The 22,873-nt window shown below is 67.0% G+C and carries 14 protein-coding genes; 9 read left to right on the forward strand and 5 right to left on the reverse strand.

Annotation, left to right across the window (positions count from 1 at the left end):
- Window positions 1–75: 75 nt before the first annotated feature.
- Complete coding sequence (locus NZL82_RS05370) at window positions 76–2,877, forward strand: TonB-dependent receptor (protein ID WP_261268748.1); 2,802 nt, start codon at window positions 76–78, stop codon at window positions 2,875–2,877.
- Window positions 2,874–3,896, forward strand: coding sequence for a phytase (locus NZL82_RS05375; protein WP_261268749.1), 1,023 nt, complete (start codon window positions 2,874–2,876; stop codon window positions 3,894–3,896). The genes NZL82_RS05370 and NZL82_RS05375 overlap by 4 nt, the downstream gene beginning before the upstream one ends.
- A gap of 38 nt (window positions 3,897–3,934) precedes the next feature.
- Here NZL82_RS05375 and NZL82_RS05380 read toward each other — a convergent pair whose 3' ends face one another.
- From NZL82_RS05380 to NZL82_RS05390, 3 genes are all read right to left on the reverse strand, one after another.
- A complete protein-coding gene (locus NZL82_RS05380; RefSeq protein ID WP_261268750.1) occupies window positions 3,935–5,635 on the reverse strand; it encodes a TonB-dependent receptor domain-containing protein in 1,701 nt (566 codons plus the stop codon).
- Window positions 5,636–5,665: 30 nt separating this feature from the next.
- Window positions 5,666–6,490, reverse strand: coding sequence for a TonB-dependent receptor plug domain-containing protein (locus tag NZL82_RS05385; RefSeq protein ID WP_261268751.1), 825 nt, complete (start codon window positions 6,488–6,490; stop codon window positions 5,666–5,668).
- A gap of 243 nt (window positions 6,491–6,733) precedes the next feature.
- Entirely contained in the window at window positions 6,734–7,906 is a 1,173-nt protein-coding gene (locus NZL82_RS05390; RefSeq protein ID WP_261268752.1) for a glycosyltransferase, read from the reverse strand.
- A gap of 214 nt (window positions 7,907–8,120) precedes the next feature.
- Between NZL82_RS05390 and NZL82_RS05395 the strand changes: the two genes are divergently transcribed.
- The 4 genes from NZL82_RS05395 to NZL82_RS05410 all read left to right on the forward strand — a co-directional run bounded on the left by NZL82_RS05395 (window position 8,121) and on the right by NZL82_RS05410 (window position 15,388).
- A complete protein-coding gene (locus NZL82_RS05395; protein ID WP_261268753.1) occupies window positions 8,121–9,644 on the forward strand; it encodes a hypothetical protein in 1,524 nt (507 codons plus the stop codon).
- A gap of 53 nt (window positions 9,645–9,697) precedes the next feature.
- Window positions 9,698–11,230, forward strand: coding sequence for a family 43 glycosylhydrolase (locus NZL82_RS05400; protein ID WP_261268754.1), 1,533 nt, complete (start codon window positions 9,698–9,700; stop codon window positions 11,228–11,230).
- Window positions 11,231–11,504: 274 nt separating this feature from the next.
- A complete protein-coding gene (locus NZL82_RS05405) occupies window positions 11,505–14,924 on the forward strand; it encodes a S8 family serine peptidase (protein ID WP_261268755.1) in 3,420 nt (1,139 codons plus the stop codon).
- 62 nt (window positions 14,925–14,986) lie between these two features.
- On the forward strand, window positions 14,987–15,388 hold the full coding sequence (locus tag NZL82_RS05410) for a hypothetical protein (RefSeq protein ID WP_261268756.1): 402 nt from the start codon (window positions 14,987–14,989) through the stop codon (window positions 15,386–15,388).
- Window positions 15,389–15,497: 109 nt separating this feature from the next.
- Here NZL82_RS05410 and NZL82_RS05415 read toward each other — a convergent pair whose 3' ends face one another.
- The gene (locus NZL82_RS05415; protein WP_261268757.1) at window positions 15,498–16,265 is read right to left on the reverse strand and encodes a class I SAM-dependent methyltransferase; all 768 of its coding nucleotides are present in this window, start codon (window positions 16,263–16,265) and stop codon (window positions 15,498–15,500) included.
- A gap of 206 nt (window positions 16,266–16,471) precedes the next feature.
- Here NZL82_RS05415 and pncB point away from each other — a divergent pair, with 206 nt between their 5' ends.
- Complete coding sequence (pncB, locus tag NZL82_RS05420; protein WP_261268758.1) at window positions 16,472–17,776, forward strand: nicotinate phosphoribosyltransferase; 1,305 nt, start codon at window positions 16,472–16,474, stop codon at window positions 17,774–17,776.
- Between the two features lie 87 nt (window positions 17,777–17,863).
- A complete protein-coding gene (locus NZL82_RS05425; RefSeq protein WP_261268759.1) occupies window positions 17,864–18,955 on the forward strand; it encodes a Gfo/Idh/MocA family protein in 1,092 nt (363 codons plus the stop codon).
- A 22-nt stretch (window positions 18,956–18,977) separates the two neighbouring features.
- Here the strand turns inward: NZL82_RS05425 and NZL82_RS05430 are convergent, their stop codons facing one another.
- The gene (locus NZL82_RS05430) at window positions 18,978–20,243 is read right to left on the reverse strand and encodes an MFS transporter (RefSeq protein WP_261268760.1); all 1,266 of its coding nucleotides are present in this window, start codon (window positions 20,241–20,243) and stop codon (window positions 18,978–18,980) included.
- A gap of 162 nt (window positions 20,244–20,405) precedes the next feature.
- On the opposite strand from NZL82_RS05430, the gene NZL82_RS05435 reads away from it, so the two are divergent.
- Entirely contained in the window at window positions 20,406–22,862 is a 2,457-nt protein-coding gene (locus NZL82_RS05435) for a PAS domain-containing protein (RefSeq protein WP_261268761.1), read from the forward strand.
- Window positions 22,863–22,873 lie beyond the last annotated feature (11 nt).

Consider the following 22,873-nt stretch of genomic DNA (forward strand, 5'->3'; position numbering starts at 1 on the left):
ACAAACCCCGGCCACGGGGGCGGAACGACCGGCGCCGGGGGGTGTCGGCACGACCAAGCGCCCAAGGGGAACATCATGCACGTCGTCCGTTGCGGAATCCGCGGTCTCGCGGGGGCCTCTCTCATCGCATTGGGCTTTGCCGCCATGCCGGCGCTCGCCATGAGCCCCGATGCGGACGCGGCATCGGCGGGCGTGCCCGTTTCGGGGCCGATCCTGTCGGGGCGTATCTATGACGCGACCGGTGTCGCGCTGCCGGGTGCGCGGGTCGTGGTTGAGGGAACGGGCGCGCAGGCGACCACCAATCTCCAGGGTGAATTCAGCATCGTCACCCCCGAGGCGCCGGGCGACGTCACGCTGCTGATCGACTATCTCGGCCGTCCGCCCGTCACCCGCGTCGTGGCCGCGGCGGATCGCGGTCGCGACGTCTCGCTGACCCTGCCCGCGGCCAGCGGTGAGCCTGGCGACATCGTCGTCATCGGCGCCTCGCTGCTCGACAATACCGCGCGCGCGCTGAATCAGCAGCGGACCGCCGACAACACCGTCACCATCATCTCGTCGGACGCGATCGGCCGCTTCCCCGATCCCAACATCGCCGAAGCGCTGCAGCGCGCGCCCGGCGTCGGCATCGAGCGCGACCAGGGCGAGGGCCGCTATATCAACGTGCGCGGCGCGCCGAGCGAATGGTCGGCCATCTCGGTCGACGGCATCCAGATTCCTGCGGTCGATCCGACGACCCGCGCCGTCGACCTCGACACACTGCCGTCCGACATCGTCGCCAATCTGGAAGTCACCAAGTCGCTGCTCCCCTATCAGGATGCGGATTCGATCGCGGGCGCGGTCAACATCACCACCCGCTCGCCCTTCGACCGCAAGGGCTTTGCGCTGACCGGCATGGCGGGGGCGAGCTACAACCAATATGGCAAGGGCAGCGACTATCGCGGATCGGCTGCGGTCAGCGACACGTTCGGCCCCGATCGCCAGTTCGGCTTGCTCTTCTCGGGCAGCTATTCGCGCACCCATCGCCGCCCCGACAATGTCGAGAACACCTGGAGCCAGACGCCCGCCGGCCTTCGCGTCACCGAGACGCTGTTCAAGGATTACGACACCAAGCGCCAGCGGATCGCAGGGACGGGCGCGTTCGAATGGCGCCCGACCGACGCGACGCACGCCTGGGTGCGCGGCACCTATGCCCGGTTCGAGGATGACGAGTTCCGCGACCGCATCGGTATCCTGTGGAGCGAGGGCACGCTGCAGGCCGGATCGACCGACCGTGCCGCCACCTATCGCAACACCCGCATCGAAAAGCAGGTGCGCCACCGCAAGCAGGTCAACGAGATCTGGTCGGCGACCGCAGGCATCGAACAGCGGCTGGGCGAGGGCACGATCCGCGCCGATGTCGCCTATAGCGAAAGCTCGCAAACCTATCCGCGCCGGGACGAGCTGCTGTTCCGTTCCTCGCTGCGGCCGACCTTGTCCTATGATTTCAGCAATGCCGACCTGCCCAACTATTCGCTGTTCACGACGAAGGAGCATCTTCAGACCGGCACCTTCGCCTTCCGCGAAAACGCCTATCGCTCGAACACGACCAAGAATGACGAACTGACCGTCGCCATCCGCTCCGACCTGCCGGTGGGGGACACCGTCACTTTCTCGTCCGGGGGCAAATATCGCGAACGGCATATCAATGCCGATGAGGAGCGGTTCCGCGATCGCCGTTCGTCCGCCGCGCCGAGCCAGAGCCTGGCCGGGCTGCTGTCCGACGAGGATTCGCGCAATTTCGACTATGATGTCGGCAAGCGGTTCGATACCGGGCTGGCCGACGCCTATTTCGACGCGACCAAGGCCGCGTCCGAGCGTCGTCTGCCCCAGTCGCTGACCGCCGATTATACGGCGGAGGAAAAGATCCTCGGCCTGTTCGGCATGGCGAAGTACGTCAAGGACGGCACGACCCTGATCGCGGGTCTGCGCGTCGAGACCACCGATTTCGACGCCCAAGCGCCCAGCGTCTCGCGCACCGGCGCGGTCGTGACCGCGCGCGGGCATAATGGCTATACCGACTTTTTCCCGAACCTGACGCTGCGCCAGGCCTTCACGCCCAACCTGATCCTGCGCGCCGCGCTCAGCCGTGCGATCAACCGCCCCAATTTCCCGCAAATCGCGCCGCGTGTGCTGGAAACTACCGAGGGCAACACGGTGCGGGTCGAGTTCGGCAATCCGGACCTGAAGCCGACCCTGTCGAACAATGCCGATGCGGGGCTGGAATATTACATCCGGCCGCTGGGCGTGATCTCGGTCAACGGCTTCTACAAGGATCTGTCCGACTATCGCTACACGCTGAACAACACCGGCGTTTACAACGGCGTGGGCGGTGCGATCCTCAGCCGCCCGATCAATGCGCAGCACGGCGAGCTCTACGGCGTCGAGCTCAACTGGCAGCAGCATTTCAGCTTCCTGCCGGGCGTGCTGGGCGGGCTCGGCGTGTTCGCTAACTACACCTATACCAAGGGGCATGCGACTTTCGACGCCGTCTATGGCGGGCGCAGCCGCTTCGCGCTGCCGGGCCAGTCGACCCATATGTGGAACGCGAGCGTCTTCTACGAGCGAGGGCCGGTCAATGTTCGCGTCGCCTATACCAAGCGCAGCGACTATCTGGACGAGATCAACGCCGACAACCCCGCGCTCGACCTGTATTGGGAGGGGCGCGGCCAGCTCGACGTGACGGGCAGCGTGCAGCTCGCCCGTGGCATCAACCTGTTCGCCGAGGGCAAGAACCTGACCAACACGCCGGGCGTGCGCTATTTTGGCGAGCGGTTCCGCACCTATGAGTATGAGAAGTTCGGCTACACCGTGTTCGGTGGCGTGCGGGTGAAGCTGTGAGGGCCGCGTTCCTCGCGCTGCTGCTCGCGGGATGCGCCAGCGTGCCCGCGGCCACGCCGACCGCCGAGGCGCCGGTGATCGCCGCAAGCGCCGAGACCGATCCTGTCGACAGCAGCTCCGATGCGGCGGACGATCCCGCCATCTGGCGCAACGCGGCCAATCCCGCTGCCAGCCTGGTGATCGGCACCGACAAGCAGGCGGGCATCCATGTCTATGACCTGAAGGGCAAGCGCCTGTCCTTCACCCCCGCCGCGCGGCTCAACAATGTCGACCTGCGCGACATGGGGCCTGGACGGGTGATCGTCGCCGCCAGCGACCGGGCGGACACTGCACAGGCGCATGTCGCGCTGTTCACCCTCGACACCGTCGCCCGCCGACTGGTGCCGATGGGTCGCTATCCGGTGGGGGCGGGGGAGGCCTATGGCATGTGCCTGTGGACCCGCGCCAGAGACAAGGTGCTGTTCGGCTTTATCGTGCTGAAGGACGGGCGGATCGACCAGGTCCGCATCGACCTGTCCGGGGCCACCCCGCGCGTAGAGACGGTGCGTAGCATGAAGCTGGGCACCCAGGCCGAGGGCTGCGTCGTCGATGATCGCACGGGCCTGCTTTACGTGGCGGAGGAGGATGTCGGCCTGTGGCGTTTCGCGGCCGACCCCGCCGCGCCCGGCACCGCCACCCCGATCGCACGGGTCGACGGCCGCACCCTCGTCGCCGATGCCGAGGGGCTGGCGCTGGCGCCCCGGGGCGCGAAGGGCGGCTATCTGGTCGTCTCCAGCCAGGGCGACAACGCCTATACGCTCTATCGCCTGCCGGGCGTGATCTATGCCGGACGCTTCCGTATCGGCGGGGGTGCGATCGACGGGACCAGCGACACTGACGGGATCGAGCTGGCGCTGGGCGATTTCGGCCCCGATTATCCCAAGGGGCTGTTCGTGGCGCAGGACGGCGACAATGCGCCAGATACGCAGAATTTCAAATATGTCAGCTGGGCGGAGGTGACGAAGGCGCTCGGCCTGTAGGACTTGGCCCGCCCCTCCCCTGACGGGGAAGGGCGGGATCAGAACAGCTTGCGCACCCCGATCCGGATCGACCGCCCGACGGGATCAATATAGGCGGGCTGGAAGCGGTTGGGCGTATCGCCGTTGCGGTCGGTGACGTTGATCCGATCGTTCAGCAGATTGTCCACGATGAAGTGGATGCGCATCTTGTCCGTCCACGGCTTGTCGATCAGCTTGTGTGCGTCGATCGAGCTGAAGAACCCCAGAGATGTCAGCCCCGAAAAGCGCAGGTCGGAGGCAGCGATGTCGCTGCGGATACGGCTCGGCCCCTGGATGCGACCGAAGATACCGGCATTGAACGGCCCATAGGAAAAGAAGCCGTTCAGATCGACGTCCCAGCGCGGACGCCCGCCCGTGCCGTTCAGCGTCGCACCGTCGAGCAGATCGAGCGCCGGCCCCCCGGTCCTAAGCGTCAACCGGTCCTCCAGTCGGTAATTGGTCGTCGCGGTGACCGACAGATAGGGGGGGCGCTTGGACGGGCGAGGCGGCGGGCTGGCCTTGGCGGAGTCGGGGGCGGGCGGCGCGGCCGGAGGCGTCGGGCTCTTGCCCAGCGGACCGCTGAACGTCAGGGTCAGGCGCAGCTTGCGCTCGCGTTCGAACGCCAGGTTGACCGGGCGCAGATCGACGCTGATTAGCTGGCCCTGCGCATTGCGGACGAACAGGTCGGGAAAGATCCGCTGGAACGCCGGGGTCGCCCCGCCCAGCGAGGCGGCCTGGTTGTCGATCCGCGTATCGAGATAATCCAGGCCGAAGCGGATGTCCTTGTCCTTGATCGGCTGTACCGCGATGCCCAGCGTCGTGATCCGCCGCCGTTCGGGCGCCAGATCGGGATTGCCTCCGAGCAGGGTGGTGACGAGCGTGCTGCGCCCGGTCACATAGTCGAAAAAGGGCGTATTGGGCGTGGCCTGCACCGGCGCGACGAGTTGCGTGACGGCGGGTGCGGTCTGCGCGACATTGACCGAGGCGTTGAGCTGAACCGGGCCGAACGGCGTCCAGTTCAAACCCCAATTGGACGTGTTGAGCCGTCCGAAATTCGACACCTGTGATACGCCCGCCATGGCGCTCAACTGCAACTCGCCGAGCAGCGACAGCGCGCCTTCCCGCGCCGATGCGAGGGGAACGCTGGCATTGACGCTAGCCCCGCGCATAGTGCGCTCGACACCCTCTACCGGCCTCGGTGAGATCAGGGCCAAGTTGGTCGTCGCATCGCTGTCGATCCGGCTGTAATCGGTGGTGACGGTCAGCTGAGCTTCGCCCGCGGGCAGGCGGACGACCGGGCCATTAGCGGTCGCCTTGATCCCCAGCGTGTCGGATGCCGCCCGGCTGCGATTGACGGTACGGGCGGTCGCGATCGCCGGATCGACCGTCGCCATCGGATCGCCGCCCGCATTGATCACGGCCTGCAACGCGCCCAACGGCACGCCGGTTTCCGACATGCTGCGCGACACCAGCCGATCGTAATTGCCCGTCACAGTCCAGGTCCAGCGGCGTACATCGCCGGACAGGGTGCCACCTGCATGCAGCGCCATGCTGGTCGTCCGCTGGTGCAGTACGCTGTCGGGCAGATAGCGATAGAGGAGCGTATCATCGGCAAAGGGAAACGCCCCCAATCCGCCCGGCACGCGCAGCGTCGCGGGGGCAAGGCCATTCAGCCCCTTGTTCCGATCGGCTTTCATCGACAGCGTCAGCGATCCCGACATGGTCTTGCCGATGGGCGAAGCCAGCCCGCCCTAAGCCTCGATCGTGTCGGTCAGTGGCTGTAGCGTGCGATAGCGGCCTGGATCGGTGACCGCGACCGGACTATCGGCATAGGCGTCAAGCGAACGACGCGCGGCCGGATCGGTCGGTACCCCAGCCACCGTCACCGCGCGTCCGGCCAGACGGTCGAGCCGAGGGTCCAGGCTGGCCCCGCCAACACCCGTCACATTGCCTGTCGTCGCGAACATCATATCGGGGTCGGGAACGATGTCGCGCTGACTTTGAAAGACGGGATCGACATGCAGGTGCGTCGCGCTGAAGGTCAGGCGGCGCGGTCCGTCGATCCGGGCCGAGGTGATCTCGGCATAGTTGGTCGCGCCGCCACCGTCCGTCATCAGGCTGGGGAGCTGCTGCACCGTCACCGCCCGGAATTTCTTCTTGGTGATGAAGTTCATCACCCGCACCGTCGGCGGATAGCCGAAGCGCGCCGCCTCCTGTTCGGGCAACACCTCGACCCGCTCCATCGCTTCATAGGGCAGCGACTGAAACTCCGAAAAGCCCGAGACGCGTCGTCCGTTGAGCAGCATCACCGGCTCGCCCCCGCTGACGGAGCTGGTCAGCGCCTTCATCTTCTTCAACAGGTCACTCAGGCTGGTTGCGCCCATCGCCTCCATCGCCTGGGCATCGAGCACTGCCACCGGCGCGACCGCGCCGATGACCGAGCCGGGGATGCGCTTGCCGGTGACGGTGACTTCGGCGGGTGGAACGTCCGTCTGTGGGGCGGGGCTCGCCTCGTCTTGCGCGAAGGCCGGCCCTGATAGCCCCAACGCGACAATCGACCATGCCGCGCGGCGCATGGCCGGCGCGTTCCCTTTGCATCCCATCGTCCAGCCACTCCCATCGCCGACGTGAAGTCCGCAAATACTGTGGCAACCATGTCACAATTAAGGCATTTTTCCGCGAAGAGCTTGACGTGCATGTTGAAGAGATCGCGGCATGGGCAAAATGAGCGCGATCCGAACGACTTATAGCGTCGGGCACGCGAAAGCATTTCGTCGCATCCTCCTCGTGCGACATCTTCGCGAGCGGCCCGAACCGGGTCAGCGCGTCGGGGTTACTGGCTCGGCAAGCATCGGGGCCGGGGCCCTTCGGGTGCGCAGGACGCCGCGCATCACCCGTATATAATGGTCCGCGCCATGTTCGATGGTGAAGCGCCGCGCCTGATGCAGCGTGCGCCGGGCATCCTGGCTATGGGGGCGGGCAGTGGCGATCGCGGCGGCGAAGGCGGCTTCGTCGCCGACCGGGACCAAGGTCCCCAGCGCGCCCTGCTGCAACAGGGTCGCCATCGACCGGCTGCAATTGGTGGCGATGATGCCGATATTGGCCGCCAGCCCCTCCAGGATCACCGCGGGCACGCCTTCATAATGCGAGGACAGCAGCAGCATGTCGTACTGGCTCAGCAGCGCGGCGGGGTTGGGGACATAGCCCCGGAAATCGACCCGTCCGGCAATCCCCAGCGACGATGCCAGCGCCTCCAGCGCGGGGCGCTCCGGCCCGTCGCCGAACAGGGTCAGCGTGTCTCCGGGGCTGCTCCCCCGTGCGAAACCCCGCAGCATCAGCGCGAGGTTCTTTTGTGGGGCCAGCCGCGCGATGGTGACGAAACGGCGTGCGCCGGGCGGGGGTGGGGCGGGGATCGGCGCCGGGACCGGCTCGCGCAGCGCCAGGATCTGCGCCTCGGACAAGGCGGGGTCGGGGATGATCGCGACACGGGCGGGGGACACGCGCACGCCCTGCATGATCTCGGCACGCATCGGCTTTTCCATGCCGACGAAATGGTCGATCGCCAGCCCTTGGATACGTAGCCAGAAACGATAGAAGAGCCGGTAGAGTGGCGAGGCGTCGGCCCGGTCCAGATTGTTGCTGATCTTGGCGACGATCGGCGGGCAGTTCCGCCCCAGCACCAGCTTCAGCATGACTGCGACAAAGGCATAGGTATTGCCCGCGCAGAACAGCAGGTCGGGCCGCACCGCGCGCACAACGCGCGGCAGGGTCAGGACCATCCAGATCGTTTCCCAATGCGTGATCCCCGGCCAGCGGCGGGGCGGCGTCAGATAATCGAGGTCCGCGCCGACATCCTCGGCCATCGCCCCATCGGTCCGCCCCAGGAAAAGCGGCGCATCGATTCCCGTGTCGCGCCAGCGGCGGACGAGGCGCAGCGCGATCCGCTCCACTCCACCAGGCTCGAAACTGTGCAGAAAGGTCAGAACGCGCAAGATGCCGCGCCCCCCAAGCCGTGCCCCAATCGTCGCGAAAGTCGCCCCATCACCCCATCCATAGATCGGCCAGAGAAAATGGTCGATATTCCCGCATATAAACACTGGTGACGGCGCTGTCATGTTCGGCCGTCGCGCGGCGTCCCACCCCTTGTCCTGCCCGCCTGCGCCAAATCCGCTTGCCTTTGCCCGCAAAGCGACCCACCCGCCGGGCATGAACGACATGAGCGGACAGGGTCGCGGGATCGGGCCGGTCGCCACCTGGGGGCTGCTGGCGCTGGTGGCGGTGATCGTGCGGGCGCAGGGCTTCGGCAATCCGGTGATCGGGTTCGACGAGCAGTTCTATCTGCTGGTCGGCGACCGGATGCTGCACGGCGCACTACCCTATGTCGATATTTTCGATCGCAAGCCGATCGGGCTGTTCCTGATCTATGCCGGCGCGCGGGCGCTGGGGACGCTATTCGGGGAAGGGGGTTTCCTCGCCTATAAGCTGGTCGCGACGGGGTTCGTCGTCGCCACAGCGTACGGCGTGCAGCGTATCGCGCGGGCATTCGCCCCGCCAGCCGCCGCGATCGGCGCGGCGATCCTCTATATTCTGTGGCTGAACCTGATGGAGGGGGAAGGGGGGCAGTCGCCCGTCTTCTACAATGCGCTGATCCTGGTCGCGGCGAGCCTGGTGCTGCGCGCTGTCGAGCGGCGGGGGCGGCTGTTCGCCTGTGGCGCGGGTGCGATGAGCGCGGTCGGGCTGGCGCTCCAGATCAAATATTCGGTGCTGCCCGAGGGGTTCGCCTTTGGCTGCATCCTGTTGTGGCTCGGCTGGCGCCGCCAAGTGCCGCTGGTCCGGCTGGCCGTCATGGCGCTGGTCTGGGTCGCGCTGGCGCTGCTGCCGACCTTGGCGGCCTGGAGGGCTTATGCGGCGATGGGGCAGGGCGAAGCGTGGCTGTTCGCCAATTTGGTCTCGCTCGGCGGACAGGCGGCGCGGCCGCTGGCGACCGAGCTGGAGGGGCTGGCCGCCTGTGTCGGCATCCTGTTACCGCTCGGCCTGGTCATCGCGCTGGGGCGTCCATGGCGGCATGTCGCGCCCGAACGGCGGGACGGGTTCGGCTTTCTGCTGGTCTGGCTGGCGGTGACGGCGGTCGCGGTCCTGCTCTATGGCCGGTTCGGCAGCCCGCATTACGCCATGCCCATCGTCCTGCCCGCGACCCTCGCCGCCGCGCCCGCGCTGGGGCGCTGGCGGCGCGGCTGGCTGCTGGGTTTGATCCTGGTGATCGCGGTGGCCGGACAGATCGTGCTGGCCCTGAGCGAACGCGCCAAGGGCGGCGCGGCGGAGGCGATGGCGATCGCCCGTGCGGCCATGCCGGATCGCGGCTGCCTCTATGTCTATGACGGCTATCCGGCGCTCTACATGCTGACCCATAGCTGCCTGCCGTCGAAATGGGTGTTTCCCGGCCATCTTAATACGAGCGACGAGGCGAGCGCGGCCGCGCTCGGCGTCGATCCGGTCTTCGAAATCCGCCGCATCCTGGCCGCGCGGCCGGGCGCGATCGTTGACGACTATCCCCGCTTCACCTTCGGCAACCCCGCCACGCGCAAGGTGCTGAGCGACGTGCTGGCCAAGGACTATCATCTCGCCGCCTGTATCCCCACGGGACCTAGCCGGGTACGGCTGGTTTATCGACGCGGGCCGGGGGCAGTGCCCGACCATTGCCCCAGTACCGCGATACTAGCAACACCCTGACATAACCGTATACTATATCGACAAACTCGATGGGGCGGGTCAGGATGCGCGCCATGATCCCCATCCTCCTCGCTGCGCTTCTCGCGCCCTCGACGCCGGAGACGGTCCGTGCGGCTGGCAATCCGATCCTGTCCGACGGGCGCTATTTTCCCACCGATCCCGCGCCGCTGGTCGATGGGGACACGCTGTGGATCCTGGCAGGGCGGGACGAGGCGCCCGAAGGCGTCAACGACTTCATCATGAACGAGTGGCAGCTGCTGTCGACGAAAGACCCCGCCAGCGGCGTGTGGCGGCATGACCCCGCCATCGCCCGGCCCGAGGCGGTATTCGCCTGGGCCGAGCCGGGTCGTGCCTATGCCGGACAGATGGTGAAGGGGCGGGATGGGCGCTTCTATCTCTATGCGCCGGTGCTCCAGCGAGGCGGCGGAGCGAAGGATCGTTTCGCGATCGGCGTGGCCGTGGCCGATCGCCCGACCGGGCCATGGCGCGATGCGCATCCGTCCGGGCCGATCATCTCGCAGCAGACGCCCGTCGCCAACGACATCCAGAATATCGACCCCAGCGTGCTGATCGACGATGCCAAGGGTGGGGACGGGCGCGTCTATATCTATTGGGGCACCTTCGGGCGGCTGCGGGCGATGGAGCTGGCCGCCGATATGGTCACCCCCAAGGGCCCCGAACGGGTCGTCACCGGGGCGACCGGCTTCTTCGAGGCACCTTGGATCATGAAACGGCGCGGCACCTATTATCTGCTCTACGCCGCCAACAACGCCGGGCCCGACAGCCCCTGTACCCCGACGCTGTACCATGCGTGCCAGGCCTATGCCTCCGCGCCCTCGCCGATGGGACCATGGACATATCGCGGGGTGGTGCTGCGACCGGTGTCGTCGACCACCTCCCATGCCGGAGCCGTGGAGTTCAAGGGGCGCTGGTATCTCGCCTATCATACGGCGGATGCGACGGGGGGCGGGCATTTCCGCCGCTCGGTCGCGATCGATCCGATGCGCTGGGACGACAGCGTCTCACCCCCCGCGATCCGTCCGGTCACGCCGACCAAGGCGCCTGCTCCGCCGCCCCGGCCGACGCGCAATGTCGCTCTCGGCGCCTTTGCCACCGCCTCCAACGCGCCGGGGCCGGTGCAATATTGGATCGCGGCGCTGAACGATGGTGTGGTGCGTACCAGCCCGCTGCCGCCCGACATGTGGGGCAACTGGACGCAGGCGAACCCGCCGAGCGCCTGGATCGAATATCGCTGGCCCGCGCCGGTGACGCTGAACGCCAGCCGCATCCGCTTCTTCGCCGACCATCCCGCCGGGGCGAGCGAAGGCGTCGCCCCGCCTGCGGCCTGGCATCTGGAATATTGGGATAAGGGCTGGCGGCGAATCGCGGCCCGCTATCCGACCGGGATAGACGGGTTCCAGACGGTCCGTTTCCCCACCGTTACGACCCGTTGCCTGCGTGCGGTAATGGAAGCGTCGGGGATGAATGGCCGCCACGCGGGGCTGGCCGTTCAGGAATGGGAGGCACTATCGCCCGGCGCAGCAGCGCCGACACCCCGTCCCAGCGTCGCGCCGAAATCCTGTTAAGTCATTGCGAAAAAGCCGAAGTTGCTCACAATCTGCCGGTTCTGTCTCACCGGGCGACCAGCCTTCGTGGCGATCGTCGCCCTAGATCACAAGCTGAGAAAATTTTATCCTTGATTCTCATGTTCATAAGAGAAATCAGGCTTCTGTGACAATTTTGCCATTCTGACCATAATAGTCAGAAAATCTACCGACAAACCATTGTCATTAAACCAAAACTGTCATGATTGCGGGAATCGGGGTCGGCGCGACAGGCGTCCGACCGGGGAAATTCTGCATGACCGTGAAATCCTATCGTACGTTGTTGCGTATCGCCTTGTCTGGCGCTGCCCTGAGTGGGGCCTTGTCCATGTCGCCCGCCGAGGCACAGACCCAGGCGACTCCGCCGCCTCCGCCACCGGGTGGTTACATCCTGGCCAATGGCCAGCAGACCGCCGACTATAACGCCGCACTCGCATCGTGGCGCAACGATGCGCAGTTCAGGGTCGATTATTCCAAGGCGGCGCTGGGCATGGAATATGCCTATGTGCTGGGCCTGACGGGGCGTGGTCAGACGATCGGGATCAACGATGCCGGTGTCGCCTTCGATCATCCGCTGTTCGCCGGTACCGGCAAGCTGACCGGCTATCGCACCGATGTGCCGTCCGGTTACGGCAATGACGGCCGGGTCAATCCGCGTCGCCCCTGGGAAATCCATGGGACGCATGTCGCCGGGACCGCGGCGGGCGACCGGCTGGCGAACGGCGTGATGTTCGGCAACGCCTATGGCGCCAACATCCTGGCCGCGACGACCAATTTCGCGGCGGGCGATTTCCTGTGGTGGCGCGACGGCGTCCTGAACGACTTGCCCGTCGCGAATGCGCAGGAGAATATCGTCGGCCTCGCCAGCACCGGTCGGGTCCGGATCATCAACAATAGCTGGGGGTCGGGCACCACGCTGCCCTATACTGCCGCGCTCGCGACGGCGCGGGCGCAATTCGCCCAGACGCTGAACGGCTTTTACGATCCGGTCCTGAAGAACGACGTGCTGGTCGTCTTTTCGGCGGGCAATGGCGGCGGCGTCCATGCCAGCATCGATGCCGTCACCCCGCTGAGCGACATGCGGTTGCGCTCCAACTGGCTGTCGGTCGCCAACTATCTGGCCGACGGGACCGCCGCGCCCAGTTCCAGCCTGTGCGGCCAGACCGCGACCTGGTGCGTCGCGGCGCCGGGCAGCGCGATCGTCTCGGGTGTCGCCACCTATACGCTCGACGTCGCCGCGATCCGCGCCAAATATACCCGCGCCGCCTATCCGGCCATCTATAGCGCCACGACGCTGGCCACGCTTCAGAATGCCGCGGTCAATGCCTGGATCGGCGTGCTCAACGGCTATCTCAGCCGCAAGTCCGCTGCGCAGCGGACCCGTGCCACCTTCGACGAGGATGCGGAAAGCACGCTGCTTGCGCAGCAGGCGGTCGGCATCTCGTTGGCGTATGGCAGCCGCTTCGCCGGTGGCGATCCGGACGGCTATACCAGCCGCCTTGCCGGGATCGTGGCGAGCAATGCCGATCTGCTCGGCGTCGATTTCTCCCGGGCAGTGCTGACCAAGGCCAATGCCCAGCTTCAGGCGGATATGAAGCAGTTCCTGACGTTGACCGGCCCCGGCTATGCTGCGCTGACCGGCACGTCGATGGCCGCCCCGAACGTCTCGGGCTTCGCCGCGGTGCTCATGAGCCGCTTTCCCGATTACAATACCGGCCTGATTTCCGATATTCTGGTGTCGAGTTCCAAGGACCTCGATACGCCGGGGGTCGACCTGCGCTCGGGCTGGGGAATGCCGCAGATGGAGATCGCGCTGCGCGGGCCGACCGCGCTGCGCCAGACGCGCGAGGTGAATGTCGCGACGGGCGGTGTGGATGTCTGGAGCAACGACATCCAGGATGCGCGCGACCGCTATTCGGCCGCGGTGCTGGCGGGCTTTTCGGGCGATATCGGCGGGCTGACCAAGCGCGGCGGTGGCGAATTGATCCTGACCGGCAGCAACAGCTTTTCCGGCCCGACGCGGGTCGAACAGGGGCTGCTGACCGTCAACGGCGCGCTGACCCGCTCCGCGCTGACCGCCGCGTCCGGCGGAACCATCGGCGGCAATGGCCGTGTGGCCGCGCTGTCGGTACAAAGCGGGGGCATCCTGTCCCCCGGCAATGCGGGGGCGATCGGCACGCTGAGCGTGGCCGGCACCGCCATATTGGCGGCGGGCAGCCACTATGTCGTCGACATCGGCGCCAGCGGCACCTCCGACCTGCTGATCGCCAACCAGGCGATATTGGGGGGCGGCACGATCACGCTGCGCCCGCTGGGCCATGTGCCGCGCTTCGGCGACCGCTACACCGTGCTGACCGCCAGCAGCGGGGTCTTTGGCGGGTTCGGGGATGCGACCGCGTTCAGCGCCATCCTCTATCCGCAACTCTCCTATGCCGCGACCACGGTGACCGCGAGCGTCGCGGCATCTTCCTATGCCAAGCTGGCGGCGACGCCGGTCCAGGCGGCTTATGGCCGTCTGCTCGACGGCAATCGCTCGGCCTATGCGGCACTGTCCGGCGTGTATGACCCGCTGGATCTCCAGTCGGTCGCGACGATCCAGGGGACGCTGGAGTCGCTGGCCCCGCGTTCGGAGACGATGCGCCGTGCGATCGGCACTACCGCGACCGACAATATGGCCCGCTTCTACCGCGACCGTATCGCCGCCATGGCCCCCGATCGCTTCCAGGGGGGATCGATCGCGATGATCGGCAAGCCGATGGAGTTCGCCGCCAACGAAATCGCGATGCCCGGTCAGGCCGCGATGGTCAGCGACACGCCGGCCACGACCGTGCGCGAAGGCGTACTGCCCGAGAATGCGGCCATGTATCTGGCGGGCGGCTATATCGACGGATCGGGCGCGGCGATGCCGGGCACGCTCCCGGGCGGGCGTGACCGGTTCGACGGCTTCTATGTCGCGACCGGTGTCGAGGCGCGCGCGAGCGATGCCGTGATGCTCGGCTTCGGCCTGTCCTATTCCAAATTGGACGGCAAGATCCGGCTGGGCCAGTCGGCGCGCGGCGAGCTGATCCAGGGGACGCTATACGGGCGTGTCGGCGGATCGCTGGGCCCCGTACTCGACGTCCAGACGAGCGCCGGCGTCTATCAGTCGACCACCCGCCGGACCGGCGATTTCCTCGGCACCCCCTATGACCTGCGCGCTCGCGACAATGCCCTGGCGCTGTCGGCCGAGCTGGGGGCGGCGTATCAGGCGGGCAGCGAGGCGTTGCGCTTCGGCCCGCGCGTGTCGATGCGCGCCAACCGGATCGACTTCACCCCGACCCCCGAGCGCGGCACCGGCCCGGCCCTGGCCTATGATCGGGACAGTTTCCTGAGCGTGCAGGGGCGTGCCGGCCTGCAACTCGACGGCGATGCCGGGGGCCTGCGCCCCTTCGCCTCCGCCTATTATGTCCATGATTTCGAGGATCGCCCGAACGTGGCCTTTGTCGGCTTCGCGAACGGCACCGCACTGCGCATTCCCTTCGCCGTCGCGACGCAGGATCGCGACTGGGGCGAGTTGTCGGCGGGGCTGTCCTATCGCACGGGCAGGATGACGGTCTCGGTCGCGGCCGACACCACGGTCGCGCGCTCGGATGTCCGCAACCAGGCCTATCGCGCGGGGCTCGCCATCGCGTTCTGATCCGGCTGGGCCGGGGGGCGGTGGCCGATCCGCTCCCCGGACGGGAAGGAGGAGATGCCCGGATGCTTCGTCTGCTCATCGCGACCACATCCCTGATGGGCCAGGGCGTGCCCGTCCCGGCACCTCCGCCCGGTCATTTCTACAACCGTCCGGGCGCGACCATCGCCGGGCGGGACGCCGACCTGCGACGCTGTCGCGCGATCAGCACGGGATCGATGATCGAGACCGACCGCGTCCTGATGCCGCCGGACGAAACCGCCCCCGACCTGCCCAAGCCGATCGCGCCCGTCCCCGACACGATCGAACAATGTATGAGGATGCGCGGCTGGACCCTCTATGCGCTGTCGCCGCGCGAGAAGGCGCGATGGCGGGGACTCTCGGCCAAGGCGCAACACCGTCTGGTCGAGACATGGACCGGTGCCTCGCGTCCGACCTGGGGCACTCCGGCGCGACCGGTCACTTGAATTCGGCATCCGATGGTGCGGATTCCTGGTGTCACGTCATGCAAAAGGCCTGGTCGGGAGTAACCCCTTCGGACCTGCGACCGAGACCGGTACGATATTCAAGGTCGGCCTATTCGGGCTCCGCCGCAATCACATAGTCGCGCCCGCAGGCCAGCGCGCCCTGTTCCGCGATCACCGCTAATGCCTCCTCGCGCAGGGCCGCCGCCTGGGCGTTCAAGGCCGCGGCAAGGGCGCGATCACTCAGCTTGGCGAGGCGCGGGGGCAGCATCGCGATCTGGGATTCGACGAAGCGCGTGCCGTAGCGGATCGGAAAATGCTGCAGATCGACCGGGCGGAAGCCGGAGCGGCGCAGATTGTCCATCACCCAGTCGGCGGGATATTCGCGATAAGGCCGCTCGCCGGCCAGCAACAGGCAGGCATCGCGCAGCCGCCCGATCCGCCATATGATCCGCTCCGCCGGGTCGATGGGCGGCTCGGCGGTGACATAGGGTTCCAGTCCGACGATATAGAGCCGCCCGGCGGTCAGCGGGCGCAGGCGGGCGAAGAGGCGGTCCTGAAAATAGGGCGCGAAGCCGTCGATGGCGCCCAGCAGATAGTCGGCCAGCACCGTGTCGTATCGCTCGCCCGCCAGCAGTGTCGGCTCTTCCCAATTGCCCAGCATGATGCGGTCGCCCGGACGGCGGCTGGCCCTGGTCTGTTCGCGCAACTGCCGGGCATAGCCCGCCGCCCCGGTCACGGCGGTCCAGCGCTCGGTCGGAAGCGTGGCGATCCAGCGCAGCGATCCCGTCCCCGTCCCGGCATCCAGCATCGTGCCCCAAGGGCGGTCGCCATGAAGCCGCTCGATATGGCCGAACAGGCCAGGGGTGGGAAATGTCATCGCAGAGAGCCGCGTCCTGATCACATGGGGGAGGCCGGCATAGGGCGGCCACGGACGCTCGCCAAGCGTGCGGCGAGGGGCGGGCAAAGACACAAAGGGGCTGACATCCGGGCGCGATCATGGTCTTGCAACCGGATGCACGGGGTGCCGCGTTCCGGCGTCGGTACGTCCCACCGCATGCGCAGCGCCATGGCCAAGGACCGATCATGCCCGTCACCGACATCGCCACCCGCGTCTACAACCATGGCTGGCGGCTGGACCCGGTCGTGCGCAGCTTGCTCGATACCGATTTCTACAAGCTGTTGATGTTGCAGATGATCCGGCAACTGCATCCCGATGTGCATGCGACCTTCTCGCTCATCAATCGCAGCCATTCGGTCCGGTTGGCCGAGGTGATCGACGAGCGCGAGTTGCGCGAACAGCTCGATCATGCCCGCACGCTGCGCTTTACAAAGAAGGAGCTGATCTGGCTGGCGGGTAACAGTTTTTACGGCAAGCAGCGGATGTTCAAGCCGGAATTCATCGACTGGCTCGCCCGGTTCCAGCTTCCCGAATATGAACTGCGTACCGTCGATGGCCAGTTCGAGCTGCATTTCGAAGGGCCCTGGGCGCATACGACGATGTGGGAAATCCCTGCGCTCGCCATCGTCAACGAGCTCCGTTCGCGCGCGGCGCTGAAGGGCAAGGGTCGGTTCGAACTCGACATTATCTACGCCCGCGCCAAGGCCAAGCTGTGGGACAAGGTCGAGCGGTTGCGCGAGCTGCCCGACCTGGTGCTTTCCGACTTCGGAACGCGGCGGCGGCACGGCTTTCTGTGGCAGCGCTGGTGCGTCGAGGCGTTGAAAGAAGGGTTGGGCGCGCGCTTCATCGGCTCGTCCAACGTGCTGCTGGCGATGGACAATGACCTGGAGGCGATCGGTACCAACGCGCATGAGCTGCCGATGGTGATGGCCGCGCTCGCACCCGACGATGCGGGGGTGGCGGCGGCGCCGTACAAGGTGCTGGCCGAATGGCAGGCGCTGTATGACGGCAACCTGCTGATCGCCTTGCCCGATGCGTTCGGGACCAGCGCCTTTCTGCGCCACGCCCCCGACTGGCTGGCCGACTGGACAGGCTTTCGCCCCGATTCGATGCCGCCGATCGAGGGCGGCGAGCAGATCATCGACTGGTGGCGCGCCCATGGCCGCGATCCGCGCGGCAAGCTGCTGATCTTCTCCGACGGCATGGATATCGACACCATCGAGGCGACCTATCGCCATTTCCATGGCCGGGTCCGGATGAGCTTCGGCTGGGGAACCAACCTGACCAATGATTTCCGGGGATGCGATCCGGCGGGCGAGGCGGGGCTGGAGCCGATCTCGCTGGTGGCCAAGGTCATCAGCGCGGATGGCCGACCGGCGGTCAAGCTGTCCGACAATCCCGCCAAGGCGACCGGCCAGCCGAGCGAGATCGCGCGCTATCTGCGCATTTTTGGACAGGAGGGGCGACAGGCGACGGCGGTGACCGTCTAGCCCATGTCAGTGGTGCCGCGCGGGCGAGCATGATAACTTCATGACATGGCTGGCCAATATCGCCGGTCATGCCAATGGGAGAGGATCATGCGCAACGCCGACCGTCGGACCGTCATCGCGGGATTGGGAGCGGGCCTGGCGCTTGCCGCGGGCAATGCCTGCGCCGCGCCGCGCGGGCGCAGGATCGGCTATGCGATCGTCGGCCTGGGCAGCTATGCCGAACTGATCATGTCCAAATTCGCCGAGTGCGACCATGCCCGCCTGACCGCGCTGGTCAGCGGGACGCCCGATAAGCTGAAGCGCTTCGGCGAGAAATATGGCGTGCCCGAAAGCCACCGCTACAGCTACCGCACGTTCGACAGCATTCGCGACAATCCGGACGTCGATGTCGTCTATGTGATCCTGCCCAATGCGATGCACGCCGAATATACGGTGCGCGCGGCCCAGGCGGGCAAGCATGTGATGTGCGAAAAGCCGATGGCGGTATCGGTCGCCGAATGCCGGACGATGATCGAGGCGTGCCGCAAGGCGGGGCGCAAACTGATGATCGGATACCGGTCCCGGTTCGAGCCGCACAACCGGCTGGCGATCGATCTGGCGCAAAAGGGCTTTGTCGGGCCGACGCGGATCATCACCGCCGATCATGGCTTCAATGCGCGGCCCGATCAGTGGCGGCTGGACCGGGCGCTGTCGGGCGGGGGGTCGCTGATGGACATCGGCATCTACAGCCTGAACGCCGTCCGCTACCTGACCGGTGAGGAACCGGTGGAGGTCAGCGCGATCGAGGCGACCGACCGCAACGACCCGCGCTTTCGCACCGTCGAGGACCGGATCAGCTTCCTGCTGCGCTTTCCCTCGGGCATCGAGACGACCTGCGTGTCGAGCTATAGTTCGAACCACAATATGTACCGGGTGACGGGGACCGAAGGCTGGATCGAGCTGGAGCCCGCCACGTCCTATGAGGGGCAGAGAATGTGGATTCGCCGCGACGGCCGGACCGAGGAGCGGCAGGTGCCCGCGGGCAAGGGGCAGCATGCCGGGCAGCTCGACCATCTGGCCGAATGTATTCTGAACGACACCCGGCCGCTGGTGGCGGGCGAGGAGGGACTGGCGGATATGCGGGTGATCGAGGCGATCTATCGCTCCGCGCGCGAAGGGCGGCGGATCAGCCTGGCCTGATCCCCGCCCGGTGCCGGGCGGGCTATGCGGGCTTTGGCAGCATCCGCTCGACCAGCAGCACGCCCAGCGCCGCCAGGGCTAGGCAGGCCGCCAGGAACAGCATCGGCGCGCCATCGCTGCCCGTCCGGTCGCGGATCGCGGGCACGATCGCCTGGGCGATGAAGCCGCCCAGATTGCCGACTGAGTTGATCGCGGCGAAGCCCGCGGCGGCGCGGGCGCCCGACAGGAAGCGTGGCGGCAGGGTCCAGAAGGCGGGTTGGCCCGAAAAGATCGCGGCGGCCCCCAGGCTGAGGCAGGCGAAGCGCAGGGGGATCGAGCTGACCATCACGCTCGCGACCAAGAGGACGGCCCCCGCCAGCGCCGGTCCGACGGCATGAAAGACCGGATTGCGGAACCGCGCGGCATGGCGCGGCACCGCCCATAAGGCGATCGCGACCAGCGTCCAGGGAATGATGCCGAGCAGCCCGTTGACCGTGTTCGACACCCCGAACCCCCGCACGATCGTCGGCAACCAATAGCTGAGCCCATAAGCCGCCAGCGGAAAGCCGATATAGACGAGGCAGAGCAGCAGCACGCGCGGATCGCGCAGCACCGACAGAGTGCCGCCATGCGCCGCTTCCGCCTGTCCCGTCGCCAGTTCGGCGGCCAGCCAGTCCTTTTGCGGCCGGGTCAGCCAGGCCGCCGCCTCGGGCGTGCGCGGCAGGGCGAAGAGCACGATCGGGGCGAGTGCCACGGCGGGCAGGCCGGTCGCCAGGAACACCCATTGCCATCCCGCCAGCCCGAGCGTGCCGTCCTGGTCGAGCAACAGCCCGCCGACCGCGCCGCCCACCGCATTGGCCACCGCGCTCGCCAGCATGAACAGGCCGACCGCCCGTGCGCGGTAACGGACCGGGAACCACAGGGTCAGGACATAGAGGACGCCGGGAAAGAACCCCGCCTCCGCCACGCCCAGCAGGAAGCGCAGCAGATAGAAGATCGTGGCGTTGGGGGTAAAGGCCAGCAGCACGGTCACCACGCCCCAGCTCGCAATGATCCGCGCGAACCAGCGATGCGCGCCGACCCGATGGAGCAGGATGTTGCTCGGCACCTCGAACAGGAAATAGCCGATGAAGAACAGCGACGCGCCCAAGCCGAACGCCGCCTCGCTCAACCCCAGCGCGTCCACCATCTGCAGCTTGGCATAGGAGATGTTCTGCCGATCGATATAGGCGACCAGATACAGCAGGCCGAGCAGCGGCATCAGCCGCCACGTCACCCGGCGGACCGTCGCCTGTTCCAGATCGCTCATGCCCACTCCCATATCTGTTTTTCCCCGTGCTACAGACTCTTGAGGCCGGGGGCGAGCCGCGATCCTGTCGAAAGGGCGGTGCATCGCGATGTTCGATCGTCTATCACGGGTTAACCCCGTGGCCGATTGGGCGGTGCGGCGTGAAGGACGGTCGATCCCCGCATGGCCCTGGTTTCCAGCTTTCGCGACAGCCTGTTGAGCGCTGGGCCGTGCGGTGCGTTGATCGCGCGGCGGGACTGGTCGCAGGGGACGCCTGGCTCCTTGGAGGGGTGGAGCGCCTCGCTGCGCGCCGCGACGCTACTCGTGCTGCGATCGCCCGTCGCCATGGTGCTGCTATGGGGTGAAGAGGGCGTCATGCTGTACAATGACGCCTATGCCAGGATGGCGAGGGGGCGGCATCCCGATGCGATGGGGACGCCGGTGCGGCGGGCCTGGCCCGAAGCGGTCGAGTTCAACGATCATGTGATGCGCACCGGATTGGCCGGCGATACGCTCAGCTTTCGGGACCGGCCCTTCACGCTCTATCGCGACGGCGTCGCCGAACGGGTCTGGCTGAATCTGGATTATTCACCGGTGATCGACGACGACGGTCGGCCGGGGGGCGTGCTGTGCGTTCTGGCCGAGATGACCGATCAGGTCGCGGCGCAGACGGCGCTGGCCGACAGCGAAACCCATTTCCGGCTGATGGTCGATGCGGTGCCGCAGATCATATGGATCGCGGACGCCGATGGCCGGATGGAATTCCTCAACCGGCGCTTCTCCGATTATACCGGGGCGCCCTTCGAATCGCTGACGCCTGCCGAGATCGCGGCGGCCCATATCCACCCCGATGACGCGGCCCACGTCGTCGCCTCGTTCCAGGCGGCACGCGACAGTGGCGGCGTCCATAAATGCCAGCACCGCATCCGTTCGGCATCGGGCGAGTATCGGTGGTTCCTCGACCGGGCGCATCCCTATCGCGACCCGGCGAGCGGCCGGATCGTCCGCTGGTTCGGTTCTTCGGTCGACATTCACGACCGCAAGCTTGCCGAGGATCAGCTCCACGCGCTGAACATGACGCTGGAACAGCGGGTGGCGGAGCGGACCGCCGAGCGCAACATGCTGGCGACGATGGTCGAGAATACCGACATCATGGTGATGGCGGTCGATATGAAGTTCGACATTCTGGGCCTGAACCTCGCCAATGCCAATGAGTTCGAGCGCGTCTTCGGCGTGCGTCCGAAGACCGGCGACAATATGCTCGATCTGCTCGCCGACCGGCCCGGCCTGCGCGAGGAGGTGCGTGCGGGCTGGATGCGCGGGATGCAGGGGGAGCATGTCAGCTTCGTCGACGAATTCGGCGACCCGGACCGTACCCGTCGCTCCTATTCAATCAGCTTCCATCCCCTGTTCGACGAGGAGGGCAGGCAGGTCGGCGTCTATCAATTCGTCGCCGACGTCACCGAGCGGTTGCGCGGCGAGGCGCAACTGGCCGAAGCGCAGGCCGCCTTGCGTCAGGCACAGAAGATGGAGGCGATGGGCCAGCTGACCGGTGGCGTCGCCCATGACTTCAACAATCTGCTGACCCCGATCGTCGGCACGCTCGACCTGTTGCAGCACAAGGGGCTGGGCGGGGAGCGCGAACAGCGGCTGATCGCGGGGGCGGCCCAGTCGGCGGAGCGGGCGCGGTTGCTGGTCCAGCGGCTGCTCGCCTTTGCCCGTCGCCAGCCGCTGCAACTGATCGCGGTCGATCTGGCGGAGCTGGTCGCCGGTATGGGCGAGCTTGTCGCCAGCACCACCGGCCCGCAGATCGCGGTCGAGGTCGATGTCGAACCCGGCCTGCCGCCCGCCGATGCGGATCCCAACCAGCTCGAAATGGCGCTGCTCAACCTGGCGGTGAATGCGCGCGATGCGATGGCGGAGGGCGGTCGGCTGCGCATCGCGCTTCGCCAGCAGCGGGTGGGGGCGGAACTGGGCCTGCCGGTGGCGGAGGGCGACTATATCCGCCTGTCGGTCACCGATACGGGTGCCGGCATGGACGCGGCCACGCTGGCCCGCGCGGTGGAGCCGTTCTTTTCGACCAAGGGGGTTGGCAAGGGAACCGGGCTGGGCCTGTCGATGGTGCATGGCCTGGCGCTGCAACTGGGCGGCGCGCTCGCCATCGATAGCGAGCCGGGGCAGGGGACCGAAGTGGCGCTGTTCCTGCCGGTCAGCGGATTGGCGCGGCATGAGGGCGTGGCGGACATCCCCTGTGCGGGGCCGACCCGGCGTAGCGGGCGTGCGCTTCTGGTCGATGACGAGGAACTGGTGCGCCATACCACCGCCGACATGCTCGCCGATCTCGGCTATGACGTGGTCGAGGCGGCGTCGGGTGAGGAGGCGATCGCGCTGCTCGATGAAGGGGTGGCGTTCGACCTGCTGGTGACCGACCATCTGATGCCCGGTCTGTCGGGCACCGAACTCGCCCGTCTGGTCCAGGCGCGACGACCGGGCGTGGCGATCCTGCTGGTGTCGGGCTATGCCGAGACGGACGGCGTCGCGCCGTCGCTGGCCCGCCTGACCAAGCCGTTCCGGAAGCGCGAACTGGCCGAACGGCTGGCGCAGGTTACCGCAGCGGCAGAGAGCCTGATCACGGTCTGATGTCTTAACAT

Origin of the sequence: Sphingomonas sp. LC-1, assembly GCF_025371035.1 — a bacterium.
GTDB classification, from domain to species: domain Bacteria; phylum Pseudomonadota; class Alphaproteobacteria; order Sphingomonadales; family Sphingomonadaceae; genus Sphingomonas; species Sphingomonas sanguinis_E.

What these genes read in the sequence shown, in the direction of transcription:
- NZL82_RS05410 (WP_261268756.1), top strand. Translation starts at nt 14,987, where the DNA reads ATGCTTCGTCTGCTCATCGCGACCACATCCCTGATGGGCCAGGGCGTG.
- NZL82_RS05405 (WP_261268755.1), top strand. Translation starts at nt 11,505, where the DNA reads ATGACCGTGAAATCCTATCGTACGTTGTTGCGTATCGCCTTGTCTGGC.
- NZL82_RS05400 (WP_261268754.1), top strand. Translation starts at nt 9,698, where the DNA reads ATGATCCCCATCCTCCTCGCTGCGCTTCTCGCGCCCTCGACGCCGGAG.
- pncB (WP_261268758.1), top strand. Translation starts at nt 16,472, where the DNA reads ATGCCCGTCACCGACATCGCCACCCGCGTCTACAACCATGGCTGGCGG.
- NZL82_RS05430 (WP_261268760.1), bottom strand. Translation starts at nt 20,243, where the DNA reads ATGAGCGATCTGGAACAGGCGACGGTCCGCCGGGTGACGTGGCGGCTG.
- NZL82_RS05385 (WP_261268751.1), bottom strand. Translation starts at nt 6,490, where the DNA reads ATGCGCCGCGCGGCATGGTCGATTGTCGCGTTGGGGCTATCAGGGCCG.
- NZL82_RS05435 (WP_261268761.1), top strand. Translation starts at nt 20,406, where the DNA reads ATGGCCCTGGTTTCCAGCTTTCGCGACAGCCTGTTGAGCGCTGGGCCG.
- NZL82_RS05425 (WP_261268759.1), top strand. Translation starts at nt 17,864, where the DNA reads ATGCGCAACGCCGACCGTCGGACCGTCATCGCGGGATTGGGAGCGGGC.
- NZL82_RS05395 (WP_261268753.1), top strand. Translation starts at nt 8,121, where the DNA reads ATGAACGACATGAGCGGACAGGGTCGCGGGATCGGGCCGGTCGCCACC.
- NZL82_RS05370 (WP_261268748.1), top strand. Translation starts at nt 76, where the DNA reads ATGCACGTCGTCCGTTGCGGAATCCGCGGTCTCGCGGGGGCCTCTCTC.
- NZL82_RS05415 (WP_261268757.1), bottom strand. Translation starts at nt 16,265, where the DNA reads ATGACATTTCCCACCCCTGGCCTGTTCGGCCATATCGAGCGGCTTCAT.
- NZL82_RS05380 (WP_261268750.1), bottom strand. Translation starts at nt 5,635, where the DNA reads ATGTCGGGATCGCTGACGCTGTCGATGAAAGCCGATCGGAACAAGGGG.